Origin of the sequence: Roseburia porci (assembly GCF_009695765.1) — a bacterium.
In the GTDB taxonomy this organism is placed as follows: Bacteria; Bacillota; Clostridia; order Lachnospirales; family Lachnospiraceae; genus Roseburia; species Roseburia porci.
The window spans coordinates 22,024-40,958 of the sequence record NZ_VUNI01000008.1; the positions used below are offsets into that span (position 1 = coordinate 22,024).

Annotated in this window: 15 protein-coding genes; 12 read left to right on the forward strand and 3 right to left on the reverse strand. The window is 44.0% G+C overall.

The window, feature by feature from the left end; all coding sequences use genetic code 11:
• The first annotated feature begins 6 nt into the window (after positions 1–6).
• The 5 genes from FYJ75_RS06295 to FYJ75_RS06315 all read left to right on the forward strand — a co-directional run bounded on the left by FYJ75_RS06295 (position 7) and on the right by FYJ75_RS06315 (position 6,656).
• On the forward strand, positions 7–957 hold the full coding sequence (locus tag FYJ75_RS06295; protein WP_154429619.1) for an AEC family transporter: 951 nt from the start codon (positions 7–9) through the stop codon (positions 955–957).
• 14 nt (positions 958–971) lie between these two features.
• A complete protein-coding gene (gene ilvB / locus FYJ75_RS06300) occupies positions 972–2,693 on the forward strand; it encodes a biosynthetic-type acetolactate synthase large subunit (protein WP_154429620.1) in 1,722 nt (573 codons plus the stop codon).
• A 21-nt stretch (positions 2,694–2,714) separates the two neighbouring features.
• Entirely contained in the window at positions 2,715–3,212 is a 498-nt protein-coding gene (gene ilvN, locus FYJ75_RS06305) for an acetolactate synthase small subunit (RefSeq protein WP_154429693.1), read from the forward strand.
• Positions 3,213–3,236: 24 nt separating this feature from the next.
• Positions 3,237–5,807, forward strand: coding sequence for a glycoside hydrolase family 3 protein (locus tag FYJ75_RS06310; protein ID WP_154429621.1), 2,571 nt, complete (start codon positions 3,237–3,239; stop codon positions 5,805–5,807).
• 96 nt (positions 5,808–5,903) lie between these two features.
• Positions 5,904–6,656, forward strand: coding sequence for a tRNA threonylcarbamoyladenosine dehydratase (locus FYJ75_RS06315; RefSeq protein ID WP_154429622.1), 753 nt, complete (start codon positions 5,904–5,906; stop codon positions 6,654–6,656).
• Between the two features lie 388 nt (positions 6,657–7,044).
• Here FYJ75_RS06315 and FYJ75_RS06320 read toward each other — a convergent pair whose 3' ends face one another.
• Complete coding sequence (locus FYJ75_RS06320) at positions 7,045–7,554, reverse strand: flavin reductase family protein (protein ID WP_154429623.1); 510 nt, start codon at positions 7,552–7,554, stop codon at positions 7,045–7,047.
• A 152-nt stretch (positions 7,555–7,706) separates the two neighbouring features.
• Here FYJ75_RS06320 and FYJ75_RS06325 point away from each other — a divergent pair, with 152 nt between their 5' ends.
• The 6 genes from FYJ75_RS06325 (at position 7,707) to FYJ75_RS06350 (ending at position 13,929) form a co-directional block, all read left to right on the forward strand.
• Entirely contained in the window at positions 7,707–8,966 is a 1,260-nt protein-coding gene (locus FYJ75_RS06325; protein WP_154429624.1) for a peptidoglycan-binding protein, read from the forward strand.
• Complete coding sequence (locus FYJ75_RS06330; RefSeq protein ID WP_154429625.1) at positions 8,967–9,269, forward strand: hypothetical protein; 303 nt, start codon at positions 8,967–8,969, stop codon at positions 9,267–9,269.
• Between the two features lie 189 nt (positions 9,270–9,458).
• Positions 9,459–10,208, forward strand: coding sequence for a tRNA pseudouridine(38-40) synthase TruA (gene truA, locus FYJ75_RS06335; RefSeq protein WP_154429626.1), 750 nt, complete (start codon positions 9,459–9,461; stop codon positions 10,206–10,208).
• Between the two features lie 6 nt (positions 10,209–10,214).
• Positions 10,215–11,975: a single-stranded-DNA-specific exonuclease RecJ gene (recJ, locus tag FYJ75_RS06340; RefSeq protein WP_154429627.1), complete on the forward strand. Its 1,761-nt coding sequence runs from the start codon at positions 10,215–10,217 to the stop codon at positions 11,973–11,975.
• Between the two features lie 36 nt (positions 11,976–12,011).
• Positions 12,012–12,977 (forward strand): coiled-coil domain-containing protein, encoded by a 966-nt coding sequence (locus FYJ75_RS06345; protein ID WP_154429628.1) that lies wholly within the window; start codon positions 12,012–12,014, stop codon positions 12,975–12,977.
• A gap of 4 nt (positions 12,978–12,981) precedes the next feature.
• Complete coding sequence (locus FYJ75_RS06350; protein ID WP_154429629.1) at positions 12,982–13,929, forward strand: alpha/beta fold hydrolase; 948 nt, start codon at positions 12,982–12,984, stop codon at positions 13,927–13,929.
• A 70-nt stretch (positions 13,930–13,999) separates the two neighbouring features.
• Here the strand turns inward: FYJ75_RS06350 and FYJ75_RS06355 are convergent, their stop codons facing one another.
• The gene (locus FYJ75_RS06355; RefSeq protein ID WP_154429630.1) at positions 14,000–14,689 is read right to left on the reverse strand and encodes a phosphatase PAP2 family protein; all 690 of its coding nucleotides are present in this window, start codon (positions 14,687–14,689) and stop codon (positions 14,000–14,002) included.
• A 296-nt stretch (positions 14,690–14,985) separates the two neighbouring features.
• Here FYJ75_RS06355 and FYJ75_RS06360 point away from each other — a divergent pair, with 296 nt between their 5' ends.
• Positions 14,986–16,656, forward strand: coding sequence for a L,D-transpeptidase family protein (locus FYJ75_RS06360; RefSeq protein WP_154429631.1), 1,671 nt, complete (start codon positions 14,986–14,988; stop codon positions 16,654–16,656).
• Between the two features lie 107 nt (positions 16,657–16,763).
• On the opposite strand, the gene FYJ75_RS06365 is transcribed toward FYJ75_RS06360, so the two are convergent.
• Positions 16,764–18,767 carry a beta-galactosidase gene (locus FYJ75_RS06365; RefSeq protein WP_154429632.1) on the reverse strand — a complete coding sequence of 668 codons (2,004 nt, stop codon included), beginning with the start codon at positions 18,765–18,767 and terminating at the stop codon, positions 16,764–16,766.
• Positions 18,768–18,935 lie beyond the last annotated feature (168 nt).

Below are 18,935 nucleotides of genomic sequence, written 5' to 3' on the forward strand. Positions count from 1 at the left end.
AAGATTATGAATGATTTTATATTCAGTATTAATGTAACCTTTCCGATTTTCCTTGTTATGGTTATCGGATGGGTGTTAAAACAGATCGGAATGTTAAATGACAATTTTGTAACGGTTGCAAACCGCTTCAATTTCAAGGTGACACTTCCTTTTATGTTGTTTCGCGATATTTCTTCCGTGGACATCAAAGCAGTGTTTGATCTGAAATTCGTACTTTTTTGTGCAATTGCAAGTTCGATCTGTTTCTGGGCGATCTGGGGCGTCACAAAGCTGTTTTTAAAAGACCGTACGATGCGTGGCGCATTTGTGCAGGCTTCTTTCCGGAGCAGCGCAGCAGTCATGGGGCTTGCATTTATCAGTAATATTTACGGAGCATCGGCAATGGGACCGCTCATGATCATTGGTGCAGTTCCGCTTTATAATATTTATTCCGTTCTTGTTCTGACATTTGAAGCAGATAATGGAGATGAGGCGCGTGATACGGGAAAAATTAAACAGGCGTGCATCAACATTGCAAAGAACCCGATCATTATTGCAATCGTGCTGGGACTTGTCGTGGCACTTGCTGGAATTCATTTTCCGGTGATCGTGGATAAGACAGTCAATTCGGTTGCCCAGATGGCAACACCGCTTGCCCTGATCGCTCTGGGAGCTGGATTTGAGGGAAGAAAAGCGCTTGCAAAGATGAAGCCGACGTTATGGGCATCAGCGATCAAACTTGTGATCCAGCCGCTTATTTTCCTTCCGGTTGCGGCATATCTTGGATTTGATGGAGAGAAGATGATCGCAATTTTGATCATGCTTGCAGCACCGGCAACTCCGAGCTGTTATATTATGGCAAAAAATATGAAAAATGATGGTGTGCTCACGGCAAGTATTGTTGTTACAACAACGCTTCTTGCAGCATTCACACTGACCGGATGGATCTATATCCTTCGTGTGATGGCATTGATATAGAAAGGGGATTTTCCATGGATATTACAGGAAGAAAATTATTTGTAAAAGCATTGGAAGAAGAGGGCGTTGACATTTTATTCGGATATCCGGGTGGAACAGTTACCGACCTTTTTGATGAGTTATACAAACAGGACAGCATACGGGTCGTACTTCCAAGACATGAGCAGGGGCTGATTCATGAAGCGGAAGGGTATGCGCGCTCAACCGGAAAAGTCGGAGTGTGCCTTGTAACATCCGGACCGGGAGCAACGAATATTATCACAGGTCTTGCGGATGCGCATTATGATAATATCCCTCTTGTATGTTTTACAGGCCAGGTTCCACTCAGTCTGATCGGTAATGACGCATTCCAGGAGGTAGATATTGTCGGCATGACAAGAAGTATCACCAAATACTGCGTGACCGTACGTGACAGAAAGGACCTTGGAAAAACAATCAAGATGGCGTTTCATATCGCACGCACCGGTAAACCCGGTCCGGTTCTGATCGACATCCCAAAAGATATCCAGACTGCGTCCGGAGATGCAGAATACCCGGATCATGTGGATATCCGTGGATATAAACCGTGCAACAGTGTACATGTTGGTCAGTTGAAAAAGGCATATAAGCTTTTGAAGTCAGCGAAAAAACCGTTGATCCTTGCAGGAGGAGGTATTAATATCTCCAGAGCCAACCTGTTGCTTCAGCAGTTTGCAGAAAAGATGAATGTTCCGGTTGTTACCACGATCATGGGAAAGGGTGCACTTCCAGCAGGACATCCGCTTTATATTGGAAACTGTGGAATGCATGGCCGTTTTTCTGCAAACAAGGCTGTCAGTGAATGTGATGTCCTGTTTTCCATCGGAACCCGGTTTAATGACAGGATCACTGGTGATCTGAATGAATTTGCGCCGAAAGCACAGATTGTACATATCGATATTGATACGGCTTCCATCTCCAGAAACGTTGTTGTGGATGTTCCGGTTGTATCGGATGCAAGACTTGCACTTGAGAAGTTGATGGAATGGGCAGAACCAAAGAAGACAAAATCGTGGATTGAAGAGATTCATGCATGGGAGGAAGCCAATCCGCTTGAGATGCGCAGAGACCGTGGAATGACACCGCAGATGATCATGGAGCATATCAACTCCAATTATCCAGACGGCATCTATGTTACGGATGTAGGACAGCATCAGATGTGGGCAACCCAGTATCTTACCCTGGATTCATCCAGCCAGATGATTACCTCCGGAGGACTTGGAACCATGGGATTTGGTTTTCCGGCGGCAATCGGTGCCAAGATTGGTAATCCTGACCGCGATGTAATCTGTATTTCCGGAGATGGTGGAATGCAGATGAACATTCAGGAGATGGCAACTGCAATCACACAGGGTGCAGGTGTTACCGTCTGTATTTTAAATAACTATTATCTTGGAATGGTACGGCAGATGCAGCAGCTTTTTTATGGAAAGCGTTATTCTGCAACCTGCTTAAGAAGAAGGGCTTCCTGTCCTTCGAACTGCAAAGGACCGAATCCGTCCTGTCCTCCATATACACCGGATTTTGTAAAACTGGCAGAAAGCTACGGAGCTTATGGAATTCGTGTGGAGCGGGAAGAGGATATTGATGCTGCTTTTGCAGAGGCAAAGAAGCACAAAGATGTTCCAACGGTGATCGAGTTTATGATTGCAACGGATGAAATCGTTCTTCCAATGGTTAAGAGTGGTAATCCGATGAGCGAAATGATTTTGAAATAAGGAGGGGCTCATATGTCCAATATGAAAAATCGATGGATTGCATTATATGTGGAGAATGAGGTCGGAGTTCTTGCGAAAGTTTCAGGACTTTTCTCAGGAAAATCTTACAATCTGCAGAGCCTGACGGTAGGAACTACAGAGGATGAGACAATATCCCGTATGACAATCTGTGTAACGAGTGATGATATTACATTTGAACAGATCAAAAAGCAGTTGAACCGTATGGTTGAAGTGATTAAAGTTATGGATCTTACGGATGTTCCACTTCATATGAAAGAGATCCTGTTTGCAAAAGTGCTCGACGTCAATGCCGCAGAAAAAGAAGAGGTATTCCAGATCGCACAGGTTTTCAAAGTCGATGTTGTGGATATCGGTAAGGACAGTGTACTTCTGGAATGCAAGCTGACGGCAAGAAGAAACGATGATCTTATTGCACTCTTGAAATCCAAATTCCACAGGATCGAAGTGGTTCGCGGAGGTGCTGTTGCGATTGAGTCGATCAGCACAGGCTGCCGCTGATCGAGGGAACGCGGAGGTTTTTGAATGAGTAAATTTTATGCAAAAACATCAGATGAGATAACGGAACTTGAGAAAGCCAATCTGGAACAGGTCAGATCCTATGCGAGTGAATGTATGGTGCTTCTGGAAAACGATGGGACACTTCCACTTTCCGAAGAGAAAAAGGAACTTGCTGTTTTCGGAAATGGAGTACGGCATACGGTAAAAGGCGGCACAGGGTCCGGGGAGGTCAATTCCAGAGGGGCTGTTACGATTGAACAGGGATTAAAAGACGCAGGGATTACGATTACCACGAAGGACTGGCTGGATCGTTATGACGAGGTGTTAAAAGAGGCTGAGCGTGCATATCGTGAGCAGTTGGAGCGTATTGCAAAGGAACGTAATATGCCTGTTTTTCAGGCTTCTTTTGAATGCCAGATGGAGAATCCAAAGATTCCGGAGATTACAGAAGAAGATCTGGAAAAAACAGATGGTGATACCGCTGTTTATGTGCTTGCGCGCAATTCAGGCGAAGGCACAGACCGGCATTACGAAAAGGGAGATTATCTGCTTAGTGATGAGGAAGCTGCTGCAATCCATCTTCTCGGTCAGAAATTCAGCCACGTGATCGTACTGTTAAATACCGGTGGAATCATTGATGCTACAGCCATCAAATGTACACCGGGAATCAGTGCGCTGCTTCTGGTCGGACAAAGCGGAGATGTCGGTGGCTCCGTAGTTGCCGATGTTTTGTATGGAAGAAAAGTTCCATCCGGAAAACTCACGGATACATGGGCAGTTTCCTATAAGGATTATCCATCTTCGGCAGAGTTCAGTCATAATAACGGCAATGTGGATGATGAATATTACAGGGAAGGCATCTTTGTTGGATACCGGTATTTCGATACGTTCGGAATTAAGCCGCAGTATTGCTTCGGCTTTGGAAGGTCTTATACGAATTTTTCCATTCAGACGGTTTCTGTGAAAGCGGATGAAAAACAGGTTATTTTAGACGTTGAAGTTACCAATACCGGTTCTGTTTATTCCGGAAAAGAAGTTGTCCAGGTATATTATTCGGCACCGGAGGGAATTTTGGAAAAGCCATATCAGGAGCTTGCTGCCTTTGCAAAGACAAGGCTGTTGTCACCGGGAGAAAAGCAGCGGATGGAGATCCGTTTTGCAACGACAGATATGGCATCCTATGATACAGAAGAGGCATCCTACAAACTTGAAGAGGGAGAATATCTGCTCCGCGTTGGAAACAGTTCACGCAATACCAGTGTCGCAGCGGTTCTTTTTCTTCCGCAGACAACGGTTGTACAGAAGCTTCGGAATGCATTTTCAGATGAAGAGCAGTTTGAAGAATTGAGCAAAAAAGATGCAGTCAGCATCCATTCGGTCAATGAAAGAGATCAGAAGTGGGATGCGGTAAAGATCATGCTTTCTCCGCGTGCATTTGAGACAAGATCGGTTCTTTATCAGACGGAACGGGTGGAGCTTACCAACCAGCAGCCACAGAAGAAACTTACGCTTGAAGACGTCAGAAAGGGCAAAGCTACTGTGCAGCAGCTTACGGCTCAGCTGACCGTGGAAGAGCTTGCAACGCTTTGTGTGGGCAGGTTCGCAAAAGAAAAGGAAGGGAAGGCAACGATCATAGGAACGGCATCGGTGTCAGCACCTGGAGCGGCCGCGGATACGAATGATTTTCTTTTCAAAACAAGAAAGATTCCGAATCTTATTCTGGCAGATGGACCGGCCGGACTGCGTTTACAGCCACATTTTATCACAAACGGCAGAGGGCAGCTTTTAGACGGTGGACAGGGCTTTGGAAAAGAGATGGTACCATTTCCGGAGAAGCTTCCGAAAGGCGCAAAACATTATTATCAGTATTGCACAGCGATACCGATCGCAACAAATCTGGCACAATCCTGGAATATGCCGCTTATTGAGAAAATGGGTGAGATCGTCGGCAGGGAGATGTCGGAATATCATATCGACCTCTGGCTTGCACCGGGAATGAACATTCACAGGAATCCACTGTGCGGACGCAATTTTGAATATTATTCGGAAGATCCGCTGTTAAGCGGACGTTGCGCTGCTGCGGGTACGAATGGAGTACAAAGTACCGGAAATCATGGAACGACACTGAAGCATTTTGCTGGAAATAATCAGGAAGACAATCGGATGTTTTGCAATTCCCATATCAGTGAGCGTGCGCTGCGCGAGATTTATCTGAAAGGATTCGAGATTGCAATCCGTGAATCACAGCCATATGCGCTTATGACATCTTACAATTTACTGAATGGAACACATTCAGCGAACAATTATGAGCTGCTTGAGATGTGCGCACGCAATGAGTGGGGATTTTATGGTGTTGTCATGACAGACTGGTGTACAACGATGGAGCCTTCGGCGTGGCTTGTGGATAAGATCCAATATCCACAGGCATCGAGTGCAGGTTGTATCGCTGCGGGTAATGATCTGATCATGCCTGGATGCCAGAAGGATGTAGATGACATTGTTCAGGCAGTTCAGGAAGGTGATGAGATCACGATTGCAGACCTTCAGTATTGCGTGGTTCATATTTTACAGTCAATTCTGCGATGCACTGCATAAATGAAAGCAGAAGCCTGCTTTTGCATGTGTCCGGAATTGACAAGCTGTCAAAAATGATATAATATAAAACCCACAAGAATAGTAGGAGATAAAGAGATGCTTACACAATTTTCAAGAACAGAATTATTACTTGGAAAAGAGGCAATGACGAAGCTGGAGAAATCCAGAGTTGCAGTATTCGGAGTGGGTGGAGTCGGCGGTTATGTCTGTGAGGCACTTGTCCGCAGTGGAGTTGGTGCCCTTGATCTGATTGACGATGACAAGGTCTGTCTGACAAATTTAAACAGACAGATTATCGCTACAAGAAAAACCGTTGGACAGTATAAGGCAGACGTGATGCGTGACCGTATTCTGGAGATCAATCCGAATGCAGATGTGCGTATTCACAAATGCTTTTTTCTTCCGGAGAATCAGGACGATTTTCCTTTTGAAGAGTACGATTATATCGTGGATGCCGTTGATACTGTGACAGCGAAGATTGCGCTTGTCATGAAGGCAAAAGAACTTGACATTCCAATCATCAGCAGTATGGGAGCCGGCAATAAATTAGATGCCAGCCAGTTCCGGGTGGCAGACATTTACAAAACAAAGGTCTGTCCGTTAGCCAAGGTGATGCGGAGAGAACTGAAAAAACGTGGTGTGAAGAAGTTAAAGGTTGTCTATTCCGAAGAGAAACCGATAAGACCGATCGAGGATATGGCAATCAGCTGCAGAACAAACTGTATCTGCCCGCCGGGAGCAGCACATAAATGTACGGAACGACGTGACATTCCGGGAAGTGTGGCATTTGTTCCTTCGGTTGCAGGACTGATCATTGCAGGAGAAGTTGTAAAAGATCTGATTAAATAGTATGAAAAAGACCTAGATATTTTGGATGAATTAATCCAAATATCCAGGTCTTTTCTTATAGAAATTAGGGTGTCAAAAGGTCGCTTTTAATTTTGAAATTAGCAAATTGCACAAAGCAGTGCCTATTATGTTCCATTGTTCGAAAATAAGAAAATCTAAGTTTACCTGATTTGTATTTTACAAAAGTGACGTGTACGTCTTAAACGCACCATCCATGGTGCGTTAAGACTTTGGCTGCCGTCCATGGCAGCCAAACACTAGACACACACAGGCAAACTAAGATTTTCTAATTTTCTTCCAAGTCACAAAATCAGGCGCTGTTTTGTGCAATTTGCCAGCCACTAAGCCAAAAGCGACATTTTGACACCCTAATCCTGTATAAATATGATTAACGGGCCATGACTTCGATGATTTCACCTACGTACATCTCATGCATGTCATGATCTGCGTACCAGCGTTCCATGATCTGTGGATCAAGGAATGTATCCTCTGTGATCGGGATACGGGCCATTTTACGGCAGAGCATAACAAGGTTTGCCTCATCCGGGTACGGAATACTGTGACGGAATTCCGGTGTGAGTCCTGCATTCGCCCATTTGTCATTGTCGGTTCTTCCAGAATGTGCTCCGCAATACTGAAGAGAAGCACGATGTTCCTCGGAAAGGAAAGACAGAGAGAAGAATTCTCCGTTATCGATGAATTCCTTGGTGTATCTGGAATCACGGATGAAAATGTATACCACATTTTTGCCCCAGAGAACGCCGACACCACCCCAGCTTACCGTCATGGTGTTGCATTTGTTTTTGTCACCGGCTGTGACAAGTGCCCATTCTTTACCGATCTTGGTAAATGGATTCATATCGAATTGTTCAATTGGAAAAGTTTGAAATGCATGCATAGAATTACCTCTTTTTCAATTTATTTTCGTAACTGTGAAGATGTTGAACAGCTACTTATCCTTATATATGTATTATAGCAAATTGCCGGCATAATGTAACCCCCTGTATGACAGAAGCATATCATAAAAAGAATGACAAAAAAGGTAAGTATATGAAAAATCTGCATTATTTACAACAGGAGGCCGTAGATAAAGGAAAACTGCGGGTGAATGTAACAACAAGTCAGAGTATTCCGATTGCAGATGCAAAGATTACTTTGACATACACAGGGAATCCTTCACAGATCCTAGAGGAGGTGAATACAGATGCATCGGGAAACTCACAGGTCTTTACACTGGATACTCCGCCCCTTGAGTATTCTATGGAACCGGCCAGGCAGCAGCCATACGCAGAATACACCATTAATGTCAGCGCTAGCGGATATCGACCGATTAACATATCTGCTATCGATGTGCTGCCGGAAGAAACGGCGCTGCAGAGCGTGCAGCTCGAAGAGGAAGACGCACCGGGGAATCCGATAGATAATATTGTAATTCCGGCACATACGTTGTATGGAGATTATCCACCGAAAATCCCGGAATCAGAAGTGAAACCGGTAACAGAGACCGGAGAGATCGTATTGAGCCGTGTTGTTATTCCGGAATATGTAGTAGTCCATGATGGTGTGCCAACAGATCCGACTGCCAACAACTATTATGTGCGTTACCGTGATTACATTAAAAATGTTGCATCCAGTGAAATTTATGCAACATGGCCGGATGCAACACTTCGTGCCAATATTCTGGCAATTATGTCTTTTACCATGAACCGCGTGTATACGGAGTGGTATCGGGGCAAAGGATATGACTTTACGATTACATCGTCGACTGCATTCGATCATAAATTTGTGTATGGAAGAAATGTTTTTGAAAATATTTCCCGTGTCGTAGATGAGCTTTTTGAAAATTATCTTTCGCGTCCAAATGTTACACAGCCAATTCTTACGCAGTATTGTGACGGTCAGAAGGTGACGTGTCCGGAGTGGATGACACAGTGGGGCAGCAAGTATCTGGGCGATCAAAATTACTCAGCAATCGAGATTTTAAGAGAGTTTTATGGAAATGATATGTATATCAATACGGCAGAAGCAATTTCAGGAATTCCTGCATCCTGGCCGGGATATAATCTTGGAATTGGTGCAACCGGAGCCAAAGTAAGACAGATGCAGGAGCAGTTACAGCGGATTGCACTGAGTTATCCGGCAATTCCGGAAATCACGCCGGATGGAATCTATGGAGAGCAGACGAGAAGAGCCGTAGAAGCATTTCAGTCGGTATTTGGTCTCCCGGTTACCGGAATTGTTGATTATAGAACCTGGTATCAGATTTCAGCAATCTATGTAGCCGTTACAAGGATAGCAGAGCTTGTGTAGGTGACAACCCTGCACGAAACATGGTATAATGACGTAAGCAACGAGCAAACGCTTGCGTTTGCGAGCATGCACTGGGGAGTTTGTTTAGATGCATGTGAACGCGCCCGCGAGCACGAAAACCAGAAGGGGGTTCGTGCTTTTGCCGGAGCGGAGTTCGTTGGCCATTGTTTTCTCCGTAAACGGAGAAAAATGAGTCATTACACCGAAAAATTTACATTTTTCATCACAGGAAATGCCGGATTCTCCGTAGAGAAAAGAAAATTATCGATTACACCGCCAATCTACGAAGAAATGATGGTGTAATCAAAAAGAAATGCTCATTTACGGAGAAAACGCTATGCATACTACGCAGCATAGGAATGTAATTAGGCGTAAATGAAAGAAATACCGCGATTACGGAGAAAATCCATGGCATATGCCATGCATTTCGCAAATGCGAACTAGTACGGCAAAAAATATATAAAAAAGTATACGAAACATAAGGATAACACCATGAAAAATTATACAATCACGGTTCAATATGATGGAACCAGGTACAAAGGCTGGCAGGTACAAAAATCAACAGACCAGACAATTCAGGGAAAACTTCAGAATGTGTTGCAGACACTTGCAGGACATCCGGTGGAAGTGATCGGATCTGGAAGAACGGATGCAGGTGTGCATGCAAGAGGACAGGTGGCAAATTTTCATCTGGATGAACATTTTTCCATGGATGAGATTTTTCAGTGGCTGAACCGGTATCTTCCGGAAGATATTGCAGTAATTGCTATTGAAGAGGTGGACGAGCGCTTCCATGCAAGATATCATGCCGTGGAGAAAACCTATCAGTACCGGATTCATACAGGAATCGTGCCCAATGTATTTGAACGGCGCGAATTATATGACTATAAGCAGCCATTAGACATAGAAAAAATGAAAAAGGCAGCAGAGCTTTTATGCGGAACGCATGATTATACGTCATTTTGTGGTAACCGCAAATTTAAAAAGTCGGCCGTGCGTACCGTGTATCGCATTGATGTGGAGAAGAAAGGGGACGAAATACGTCTTACTTATTCCGGGGATGGATTTTTGCAGAACATGATACGGATTCTGACGGGAACACTGATCGAGGTTGGAAATGGAAGCCGCGAGCTGGAAGAAATGACAGAAATATTAGAAGCAAAAGACCGGGCAAGAGCCGGATATACAGCTCCTCCACAGGGGCTTACGTTATTACATGTGACTTATGAGAAAGACTGGTAGCAGGCAATGGAACAGTGGTTTTTAACAAATAAAAAAGCGGATTTTAAAGGGATTGGGGAACGCTTTCATATTGATCAGGTGACCGCCCGGATTATTCGAAACCGTGACATTATTGAAGATGCGGATATCCGGAAGTTTTTAAGTGGAACGGTGGAAGATTGTTATGATCCGCTTTCTATGAAAGACATGGATCTTCTGACCGACATTTTATGTGTGAAGATTGCTGAGAATGCCGCAATCCGCGTGATCGGTGATTATGATATCGATGGCGTGATGTCATCTTACATACTTGTTACAGCTTTGCGCAGGTGTGGGGCCAATGTCAGTGTGCAGATACCGGATCGCATGAAAGACGGATATGGATTAAACCGGAATCTGATCGATGAAGCAGAGCAGGCTGGTGTTGATACGATACTTACCTGCGACAATGGAATTGCAGCGATTGAGGAGATTGCATATGCAAAACAGTTCGGCATGACGGTGCTTGTGACAGATCATCATGAGATCCCTTATACGGAGATAAATGGTGTCCGGGAGTATTTAACAAGTGAAGCCGATGCGATTGTCAACCCGCATCAGAAAGAGTGTCCGTACCCGTATAAAGAGTTATGTGGAGCAGCAGTTGCATGGAAAATGGTATGCGTACTGTATCAGAAACTCGGTATTCCGGAAAAGGAAAGTCTCGATTTCCTGGAGAATGTTGCTTTTGCAACAGTGGGCGATGTTATGGAGCTTACGGATGAGAACCGGATTCTGGTTCGCGAAGGACTAAAACGGATCCATCATACGAAAAACGTCGGAATGCGGGCATTGATCGCACAGTGTGGGCTTGAGCCGGAGGAAATCGAGGTATATCATTTTGGCTTTGTGATTGGTCCATGCATCAATGCAAGCGGAAGACTGGATACGGCAAAAAGAGCATTAAGCCTTTTACTGGAGACGGATGAAAAAAAGGCAGTCCAGACAGCAAATGAGCTTGTCGTTTTAAATGCAGAGCGCAAGGACATGACAGCAGAAGGGGTAGAAAACGCACGGAAGATTTGCGAAGAAGAAGGATACAGCAAAGATAAAGTGATTGTTCTGTATCTTCCGGAGGTTCATGAGAGTATTGCAGGAATTATTGCCGGACGTATCCGGGAAGCCTATTATCGCCCGGTATTTGTTCTCACAAAGAGTGAGGAGGGGGTAAAAGGTTCTGGACGATCGATCGAAGGGTATTCGATGTACGAAGAAATGTGTAAATGCAGTGAACTTTTTACCAGGTTTGGAGGTCATCCGATGGCAGCCGGGCTATCAATGAATGAGTCTGATGTTGATGTTTTCCGGAAACGAATCAATGAACTGGCAGAACTTCCTGAGGAAGACCTGATTCCGAAAGTGAAAATTGATGTGCCAATGCCAATGGATTATGTTACAAAGGATCTGGTACGTGAATTTTCATTATTACAGCCGTTTGGAAAAGGGAATCCGAAGCCCGTATTTGCTGACCGGAATGTCAGAATTTCACGGATGTGGACGGTTGGAAAAACACGTAAGATCTGGAAAATGACACTGATTACCCAGAGCGGAAGGCCGGTTCCCGGAATTTATTTTGGAGATCCGGATCAGTTTATGGATGATATCAGTAACCGGTTTGGAGCAGATGAACTGGACGCGTCTATGCATGGGAGAAGCAATGCAATTACGTTGTCGATTGTGTATTTTCCCAAGATCAATTCCTATCGTGGAGAGGAAAGTCTGCAGTTTGAAATACAATATTACCAATAAGATTGAGTGAAAATAGATGATACAGGAGGTAGAAATATGTTTGGCGGCAGAAAAAAGGCTTTAAAAGAGGAACTTCAGAAGGTAAAAGAACATTTGCAGAAAAGTGATGAGATAGTGGCAGATCTTGCGGAGCAGAAGCAGCGTGTGGAAGGCTGCTATTCCGAGATGGCGGAATCAGCTGGTCAGCTTGAGGCAGAATTTGAACAGATCAGCAGTAACACGGATACTACGCTTGAATATGTATCACAGAATGCAGACATGGAAAAGATTTTGGAGCAGAAAATCATGGAATTACAGCAGTCTGTAACAGACATGACAGAAAAAAGCAAAAAAACATCAGAACAGCTGAATGATCAGAAGGAACAGTGGAGACAGCTTCTGGATGCACAGAAACAATATGAGGCACCGGTCGGGTATCTGAATGGATTTTCGTCTTCCATGCGGGAACAGAATAAAGAATATCTGGACAAAATGGAGCAGATGACGGCACTTGGAAAGGACATGGGGGTTCTGGCACTTACCGCTGCAATAGAAGCTGGACGAATGGGAGAGACAGGAAGAAATTTTGTAGAGACCGCGCAGAAAATACGTGATCAGTCTTCTGAATATGAGCGCATCGCAGTCTCTGTAAAAAATAAACTGGAAGCAGATGAAAGCAGAATACAGAAGCTGGAGGAACAGGTTGGTATTCTTACTGGAATACTGAAAGAGAATAACATCCTTGAAACAGAGATGCTGAAACACTTTGAAGAGACAAAAGAAACAGCAGCAGAGGCATTTGATGATGGGGTTTCGGCAGAACTTGCAGAGATGAAAGAACAGGTTACCGGACTTTGGAATGCAGAACAGGAAATCTTAAAAGTTCAGAAACGCAATCAGATACAGCTTGGTGATATGAAGGAAGAATATCAGGCATGGCAGAAAATCACAGATGATGCGGTGCAGATGATACAGCCGGTTATGAAGTCGGCATCAGAATACATAAGGGTAAAGGGAGAGTAACAACATGAAGAAAGAAACATTTGGTTTTTTATCAAAGGACGGAAAGACAAAGATCTATGCAGTAAAATGGATACCGTCATCTGGAGAATACAAGGCTGTTTTGCAGATTACGCATGGAATGATTGAATTTGTGGAACGGTACCAGGCTTTTGCATCCTATCTCACAGAACACGGATTTCTTGTTGTGGGACATGATCATCTGGGACATGGAGCATCCGTTGCATCCAGAGAAGACTGGGGGTATTTTGCACCGAAGAATCCAAGTGACATTCTGATTGAGGACATGCATACCCTTCGTACCATGATCCAGAAAGACAATCCGGATGTTCCGTATTTTATGCTGGGGCACAGCATGGGTTCTTATATGCTTCGGAAATATCTTGCATTCCACAATGACCATCTTGCAGGAGCTATTATCATGGGAACAGGCTATATGCCGGAGGCAGTGACAAAGGCAGGTCTGATTACTGCAAAACTTACCGGTGCATTGCGTGGAGGACATTACAGAAGTAAGATGCTGGAAAATCTTACGTTTGGGGCTCCATATAAGAGATATGATCTTACCGGAAAAGATACAGCAAACAGCTGGCTTACCAAAGATGCAAAAAGTGTAAAAAAATATTACAATGATCCACGCTGCACATTCCGTTTTACGGCCAATGGTTATCAGGGGCTTGCAGAAGCTGTTCTGTTTAGCTGTAATCAGAAAAATATCGATACATATAACAAAGCACTTCCGGTATTTCTGGTTTCCGGAGCAGATGACCCGGTTGGCAATATGGGAGAGGGCGTTAAGATTGTATGTGAGATGTTTAAGAAGGCGGGAATCCGCGATGTTTCCTGCAAACTGTATGCGAATGATCGTCATGAGATCTTAAATGAGACCGATAAAGAAACGGTATATAAAGATATTCTGGATTGGATGGAAGAAAGAAAAGAATCACATCAGTAACTGAAAATGGCGGTACATATCAAAACGATATGTACCGCCATTTGAGTAAGATTCTATTGCTACATCCGAATTAAAGCTGAGGAAGTGATTTCTCGTAGTTGTCCGCTGCTGCCGGGACTTTGGACCAGCCACGTACATAAACAATATAATACATAACACCTGCAAGAAGAAATGCAGTAAATACATCAAATGTAGAATGCTGTTTGATGAACATGGTTGATAGAATAATGCTGACCATCAGTATTCCGGAAAGCAGACGTACGGTTTTCCGGTTTTTGAATTCCTTACTTTTTACAACAGCCAGATGAATGGCAAGAGAATTATAAACATGGATACTTGGGAAAAGGTTTGTCGGAGTATCCGTTGAATACAGCCATTCACAGAGCATGGTAAATACATTGTGATGTGTAAAATAATAAGGACGCAGGAACTGTCCATTCGGGAATACCGTCGAAATGATCAGAAAGATGGTCATTCCGGTAAACAGGAAAGCACAGAGTCTGTAATAAATATCCTTGTTATGTATTGCAAAATATGCGATACCCCATGCAACATATCCAAACCACATCAGATACGGAATAACGAAATATTCGCAGAATGGAATATAATCATCCAGCGCGGTATGTATCACATGAAAGTGTGTAGTCACATTTTTCTCTACATAGGAAAACCATGCGAGATAGATAAAAAAATAATTAAGTATCAGAAGATGCTTGTATTTTTCAAAAAAAGTCAAGAAACGTTTCTTAAGAGATTTCATATCCTTCACCTTTCGAAAATATATTGGTATTTTTACGAGTTGAATTATAACACAGCATTTTTTAACATACAATTGACATTCGGCTTTCTTAATAAAATTTATGAAAAAATTAAGATTCTTCCATGAAAACATGAGTGCTCTTGTGCAGAAAATACAACAGAAAAATTACGAAAATATTACAAAAATAGTTTTTTTTTGACAATATTAAAACAAACGGTATAATGATACATGGCATAATGGAGGTTATGCCAAAAGTACCATTCTACGAGTGATAAATTTTAGAAAAGAGGAGTTATATGTTTAAGAATATTCATTTGAATAAGAAAACAGTACTGATAACTGCGGGTATTATCTGCGGAGTGCTTGCAGCTGTCTATATTGGTTTTTCTGTATTCTTTATGAACCATTTCTTTTTCCGCACGACCATTAATGGAATGCCGGTAGCAGGCTGTACTGCGGATAAGGTGGAGAAGAATGCTGAGGAATCGGTAAAGGGATACGCACTGAATATTGCCGAGCGCGATGGCAAAAGCGAGACCATTTCCGGAGATGATTTTGGATTAAAGGCAGAGTCAGATGGAACGATGGAAAAGCTTTTAAAGAAACAGAATGGATTTGCATGGATTGCAAAGCTTTTCAAACCGGATCATCTGACAAGTGAGACACTTGTTTCCTATGACGAGGACAAACTGAAAAGCGTTGCAGAAGATCTGGACTGTATGGATGAAAAGAATCAGAAAGAGCCGGTAGACGCCAGAATTTCAGATTATGATGCGAAAAACGGATTCACGATCGAAGAGGAACAGGAAGGCACTGCAGTTGATTCTGATAAAACGCTTGCAGCCATTAAGGATGCTGTAGACGGTCTTAGCGAAAACGTTGATTTGGAACAGGCAGGATGTTATAAGGAGCCATCGGTTACAGCTGATGATGAAAAGCTTAAAACAGCTTGTGATGCATTGAACAAATATTTAAAATCCAGCATTACCTATCAGGTTGGCGATCAGAGCCAGACACTGGATGCTTCCACGTTTGCTTCCTGGCTTTCACTGGATGACGACCTTCAGCCGGTCGTAGATCAGGCTGCGGTTGAGGATTATGTTTCCGGTCTTGCGGATAAATATAATACCTGCTATGGAAATAAAACACTCAATACTTCGTATGGAACGACGGTAAGCATTGGAAACGTTCATTATGGATGGAAAGTGGATAATGCAGCAGAGGCGTCTGCGATTATTTCAGATCTGGAGGGTGGAGCGCCTGTGACCAGAGATCTGAATTATTCCATGACAGCAGCGAGCCATGGGGCAAATGACTATGGGGATTCCTATGTTGAGATCAACCTGACAGCGCAGCATCTGTTTTTATATAAAAACGGAAGTCTTGTGCTGGAAACAGATGTCGTAACCGGAAAACCGGATGGTTCCCACGAGACACCACCTGGAGTATTTGGAATTACATATTGCGAGAAAAATGCTACTTTACGTGGAGCAAACTATGCGACTCCAGTCAGCTACTGGATGCCGTTTAACGGAGATATCGGACTGCATGATGCTACCTGGCAGCCGGCATTCGGAGGAACTTTGTACAAGACAAGAGGTTCTCACGGATGTGTCAATCTGCCGCTTGGCGTTGCACAGCAGATTTTTGATAATGTAGAAGCCGGATTTCCAGTTCTTTGCTATGATCTTCCGGGAACAGAACATCTGAGTCCGGATGAACAGGCTGCAGCAGATGCAAGTGCCGCAATTGATGCAATCGGTAATGTGACACTGGATTCAGAGCCGGCAATCAATGCAGCGCGTACACAATACGATGCATTATCGGCATTGGGAAAGAAACTTGTAAAGAATTATGATACACTTACGGCTGCTGAGGATACATTTATTCAGATGAGAGATGCCCAGGCTGCACAGCAACAGCAGCCTGCGGATTCCACAGCAGATCCGGCAGCGCCACAGCAGTAATAGGCAGTAATAGCTGCGAAACGAAATAAAACAGCCCGTTGTCATGAGAATGACAGCGGGCTATTTGTTTGAAAACAATTTTGCCAGTGCATGGAATGCGGAAAAATTTAATATTCAAGGATTGCAACACCCCATGGATCCAGCTGGATCTCTTCGTTCTGGCAGATGGTTTTACCGGAAAGCAGTTCAGTTGCATCATCCGCAGAATTGTAAACATGCTGGAAGTCATGGGAATAATTGAGCAGATACAGGATCGAGTGTCCCTGCTCATTGATTCCCTGCTTTGCAACTACCGGGTAAGATGCAGTTACCGGGATTTTCTGTGGCTCCTTCAGACCGATCTCATCAAAGAATTCGGAAAAAAGACGGATCAGGACGGCTTCATCAAAAAGTGTTGCAAGATACATGGCATGTCCTTTTCCGTACTGGTTGACAGAGACGGCACTGTAACGATCCCAGACACGGTGTCCATAGTGAACCAGAGAGCGGGCAGTATCACAGGAGACAAGTTCCATCCATTCGCGTGCAGTTCCGGCGATGCCATGGTAGGACACGGAGACATGATGCGGCAGAGTGAACTGGTCATAGTGGATGCCAAGCGCTTTATGGAGAATATGAGGCTGTGTATCTGCGTAGATTTTTAAGTGCTCATCGGAAAAACCACTCTTAAATGTCACGATCAGGCTGCCTCCGTCTTCTACATAGCGATTCAGTGCGGTCAGTGTGGATTCAGATGCACTGTACAGCGCAGGTACCAGTATGCAGTCATATTTGGAAAACAATGTTTCATCCGCCGGGATCATATCATATTCGATATTCATATGAAACAGCGTATCACAAAGCCAGCGCAGAATTGTATTATAGCTGTATTCGCCGTTTGTTTCAGTCGGGAAAAGCCGAAGCCCGGTCAGAGAACGGTTGTCGGCGATGACTGCGATCCGGTTTGTTTTTTGCAGGTTTTTCAGATGGCTTCCAATCCGCTTCCATTCATTCCCGATCACACAGCAGTCGCGGTATGTCTCATTTTCTTTCAGATCATGGGAAAGTACGCCTTTCCAGTAGCTTTCGATGGCATTGTGGATTGAATGCCAGTGCCAGTACATGACGGAATTGGAGCCGTTTGCAATATGGCTGTATGCCTGGAGGCGAAGCTGTCCCGGATAAGGCAGCCATCCGGGATTTCCCTGTGCTTCTGTCTCAAGAACAAGATAGTTGTCGCGCAGCAGACCGCGTGCAATATTTCCGCAGACTGTAATCTCGGCACCGGTCAGATCGTCTTCGCCTGGATGATAGATGTCACAGCCTGCGACAGTCATGGAACGGACCGCTTCAAACTGGTCGACTTCCGGCTGCAGACCATAAGAATAATCATGCCATTCATAGTCAAAGTTTTGCGTGATGAATTGATCCGGGCGCTTATATTCTTCCACGATTGCAGCCTGCCATGCAAGAAAGTCTGTGACAAGCTTTCGCTGGAAAGCCGCATATTCGCCGGCAAGACTCTGGTTGATCGTGCCCCGGATATCGGGAAAATCATCCCAGTTGTCAATACGGTTACTCCAGTAGTCGAGACCGAATTCGTGGTTGAATACACGAATGTCCGGGTATTGTTTTTTGAGAGCATCAACAAACATTTTCTGCGCTCTTGGCGAGCAGGTATCGTAATGTTTGGTCTCATTATCCAGCTGGAAGCCGATGACATGCGGTTCATCTTTGACTTCTTCCATCAGTCTGCGGATGATTTTTTCCGCATAGGACAGATAGACAGGATGCGTAATATCCATGTTCTGGCGGTGACCGTAGAGCTCCTGGCCTCCATGGTTCAGAGCCAGGATGTCATCTGCTTTTTTGGCAAGCCAGGATGGGATTGCATAGGTTGGTGTTCCGATGATGACGGAAATATGATGCTTTCTTGCGGTATCCAGCATGCGGTGGAGATGGGAAAAATTATATTGCCCTTCCTGTGGCTCCCAGGTACTCCAGGTAGATTCGGCGATCCGGATCACATTCATTCCGGCTTTTTCCATCATTGTCATGTCTGTTTCAATGCGGTCATATGGCATATATTCATCGTAATATGCAGCTCCATAATAAAGTTTGTCAGTTTTCATAAGTACCCCCTCTTAATATTATGAACAACCGATTGTTCATAAGCAAATTCAAGTGTTTTACAGAAATAGTATAACATTTTTGGAAAGAATGCAAAGAAAAAACAGAATAATATTGACTTTTCTGTGTAAAAAAAAGAAAATAGAAATGTGCAGCTGCGCACACGGAAG

What these genes read in the sequence shown, in the direction of transcription:
- FYJ75_RS06295 (WP_154429619.1), top strand. Translation starts at nt 7, where the DNA reads ATGAATGATTTTATATTCAGTATTAATGTAACCTTTCCGATTTTCCTT.
- ilvB (WP_154429620.1), top strand. Translation starts at nt 972, where the DNA reads ATGGATATTACAGGAAGAAAATTATTTGTAAAAGCATTGGAAGAAGAG.
- ilvN (WP_154429693.1), top strand. Translation starts at nt 2,715, where the DNA reads ATGAAAAATCGATGGATTGCATTATATGTGGAGAATGAGGTCGGAGTT.
- FYJ75_RS06310 (WP_154429621.1), top strand. Translation starts at nt 3,237, where the DNA reads ATGAGTAAATTTTATGCAAAAACATCAGATGAGATAACGGAACTTGAG.
- FYJ75_RS06315 (WP_154429622.1), top strand. Translation starts at nt 5,904, where the DNA reads ATGCTTACACAATTTTCAAGAACAGAATTATTACTTGGAAAAGAGGCA.
- FYJ75_RS06320 (WP_154429623.1), bottom strand. Translation starts at nt 7,554, where the DNA reads ATGCATGCATTTCAAACTTTTCCAATTGAACAATTCGATATGAATCCA.
- FYJ75_RS06325 (WP_154429624.1), top strand. Translation starts at nt 7,707, where the DNA reads ATGAAAAATCTGCATTATTTACAACAGGAGGCCGTAGATAAAGGAAAA.
- truA (WP_154429626.1), top strand. Translation starts at nt 9,459, where the DNA reads ATGAAAAATTATACAATCACGGTTCAATATGATGGAACCAGGTACAAA.
- recJ (WP_154429627.1), top strand. Translation starts at nt 10,215, where the DNA reads ATGGAACAGTGGTTTTTAACAAATAAAAAAGCGGATTTTAAAGGGATT.
- FYJ75_RS06345 (WP_154429628.1), top strand. Translation starts at nt 12,012, where the DNA reads ATGTTTGGCGGCAGAAAAAAGGCTTTAAAAGAGGAACTTCAGAAGGTA.
- FYJ75_RS06350 (WP_154429629.1), top strand. Translation starts at nt 12,982, where the DNA reads ATGAAGAAAGAAACATTTGGTTTTTTATCAAAGGACGGAAAGACAAAG.
- FYJ75_RS06355 (WP_154429630.1), bottom strand. Translation starts at nt 14,689, where the DNA reads ATGAAATCTCTTAAGAAACGTTTCTTGACTTTTTTTGAAAAATACAAG.
- FYJ75_RS06360 (WP_154429631.1), top strand. Translation starts at nt 14,986, where the DNA reads ATGTTTAAGAATATTCATTTGAATAAGAAAACAGTACTGATAACTGCG.
- FYJ75_RS06365 (WP_154429632.1), bottom strand. Translation starts at nt 18,767, where the DNA reads ATGAAAACTGACAAACTTTATTATGGAGCTGCATATTACGATGAATAT.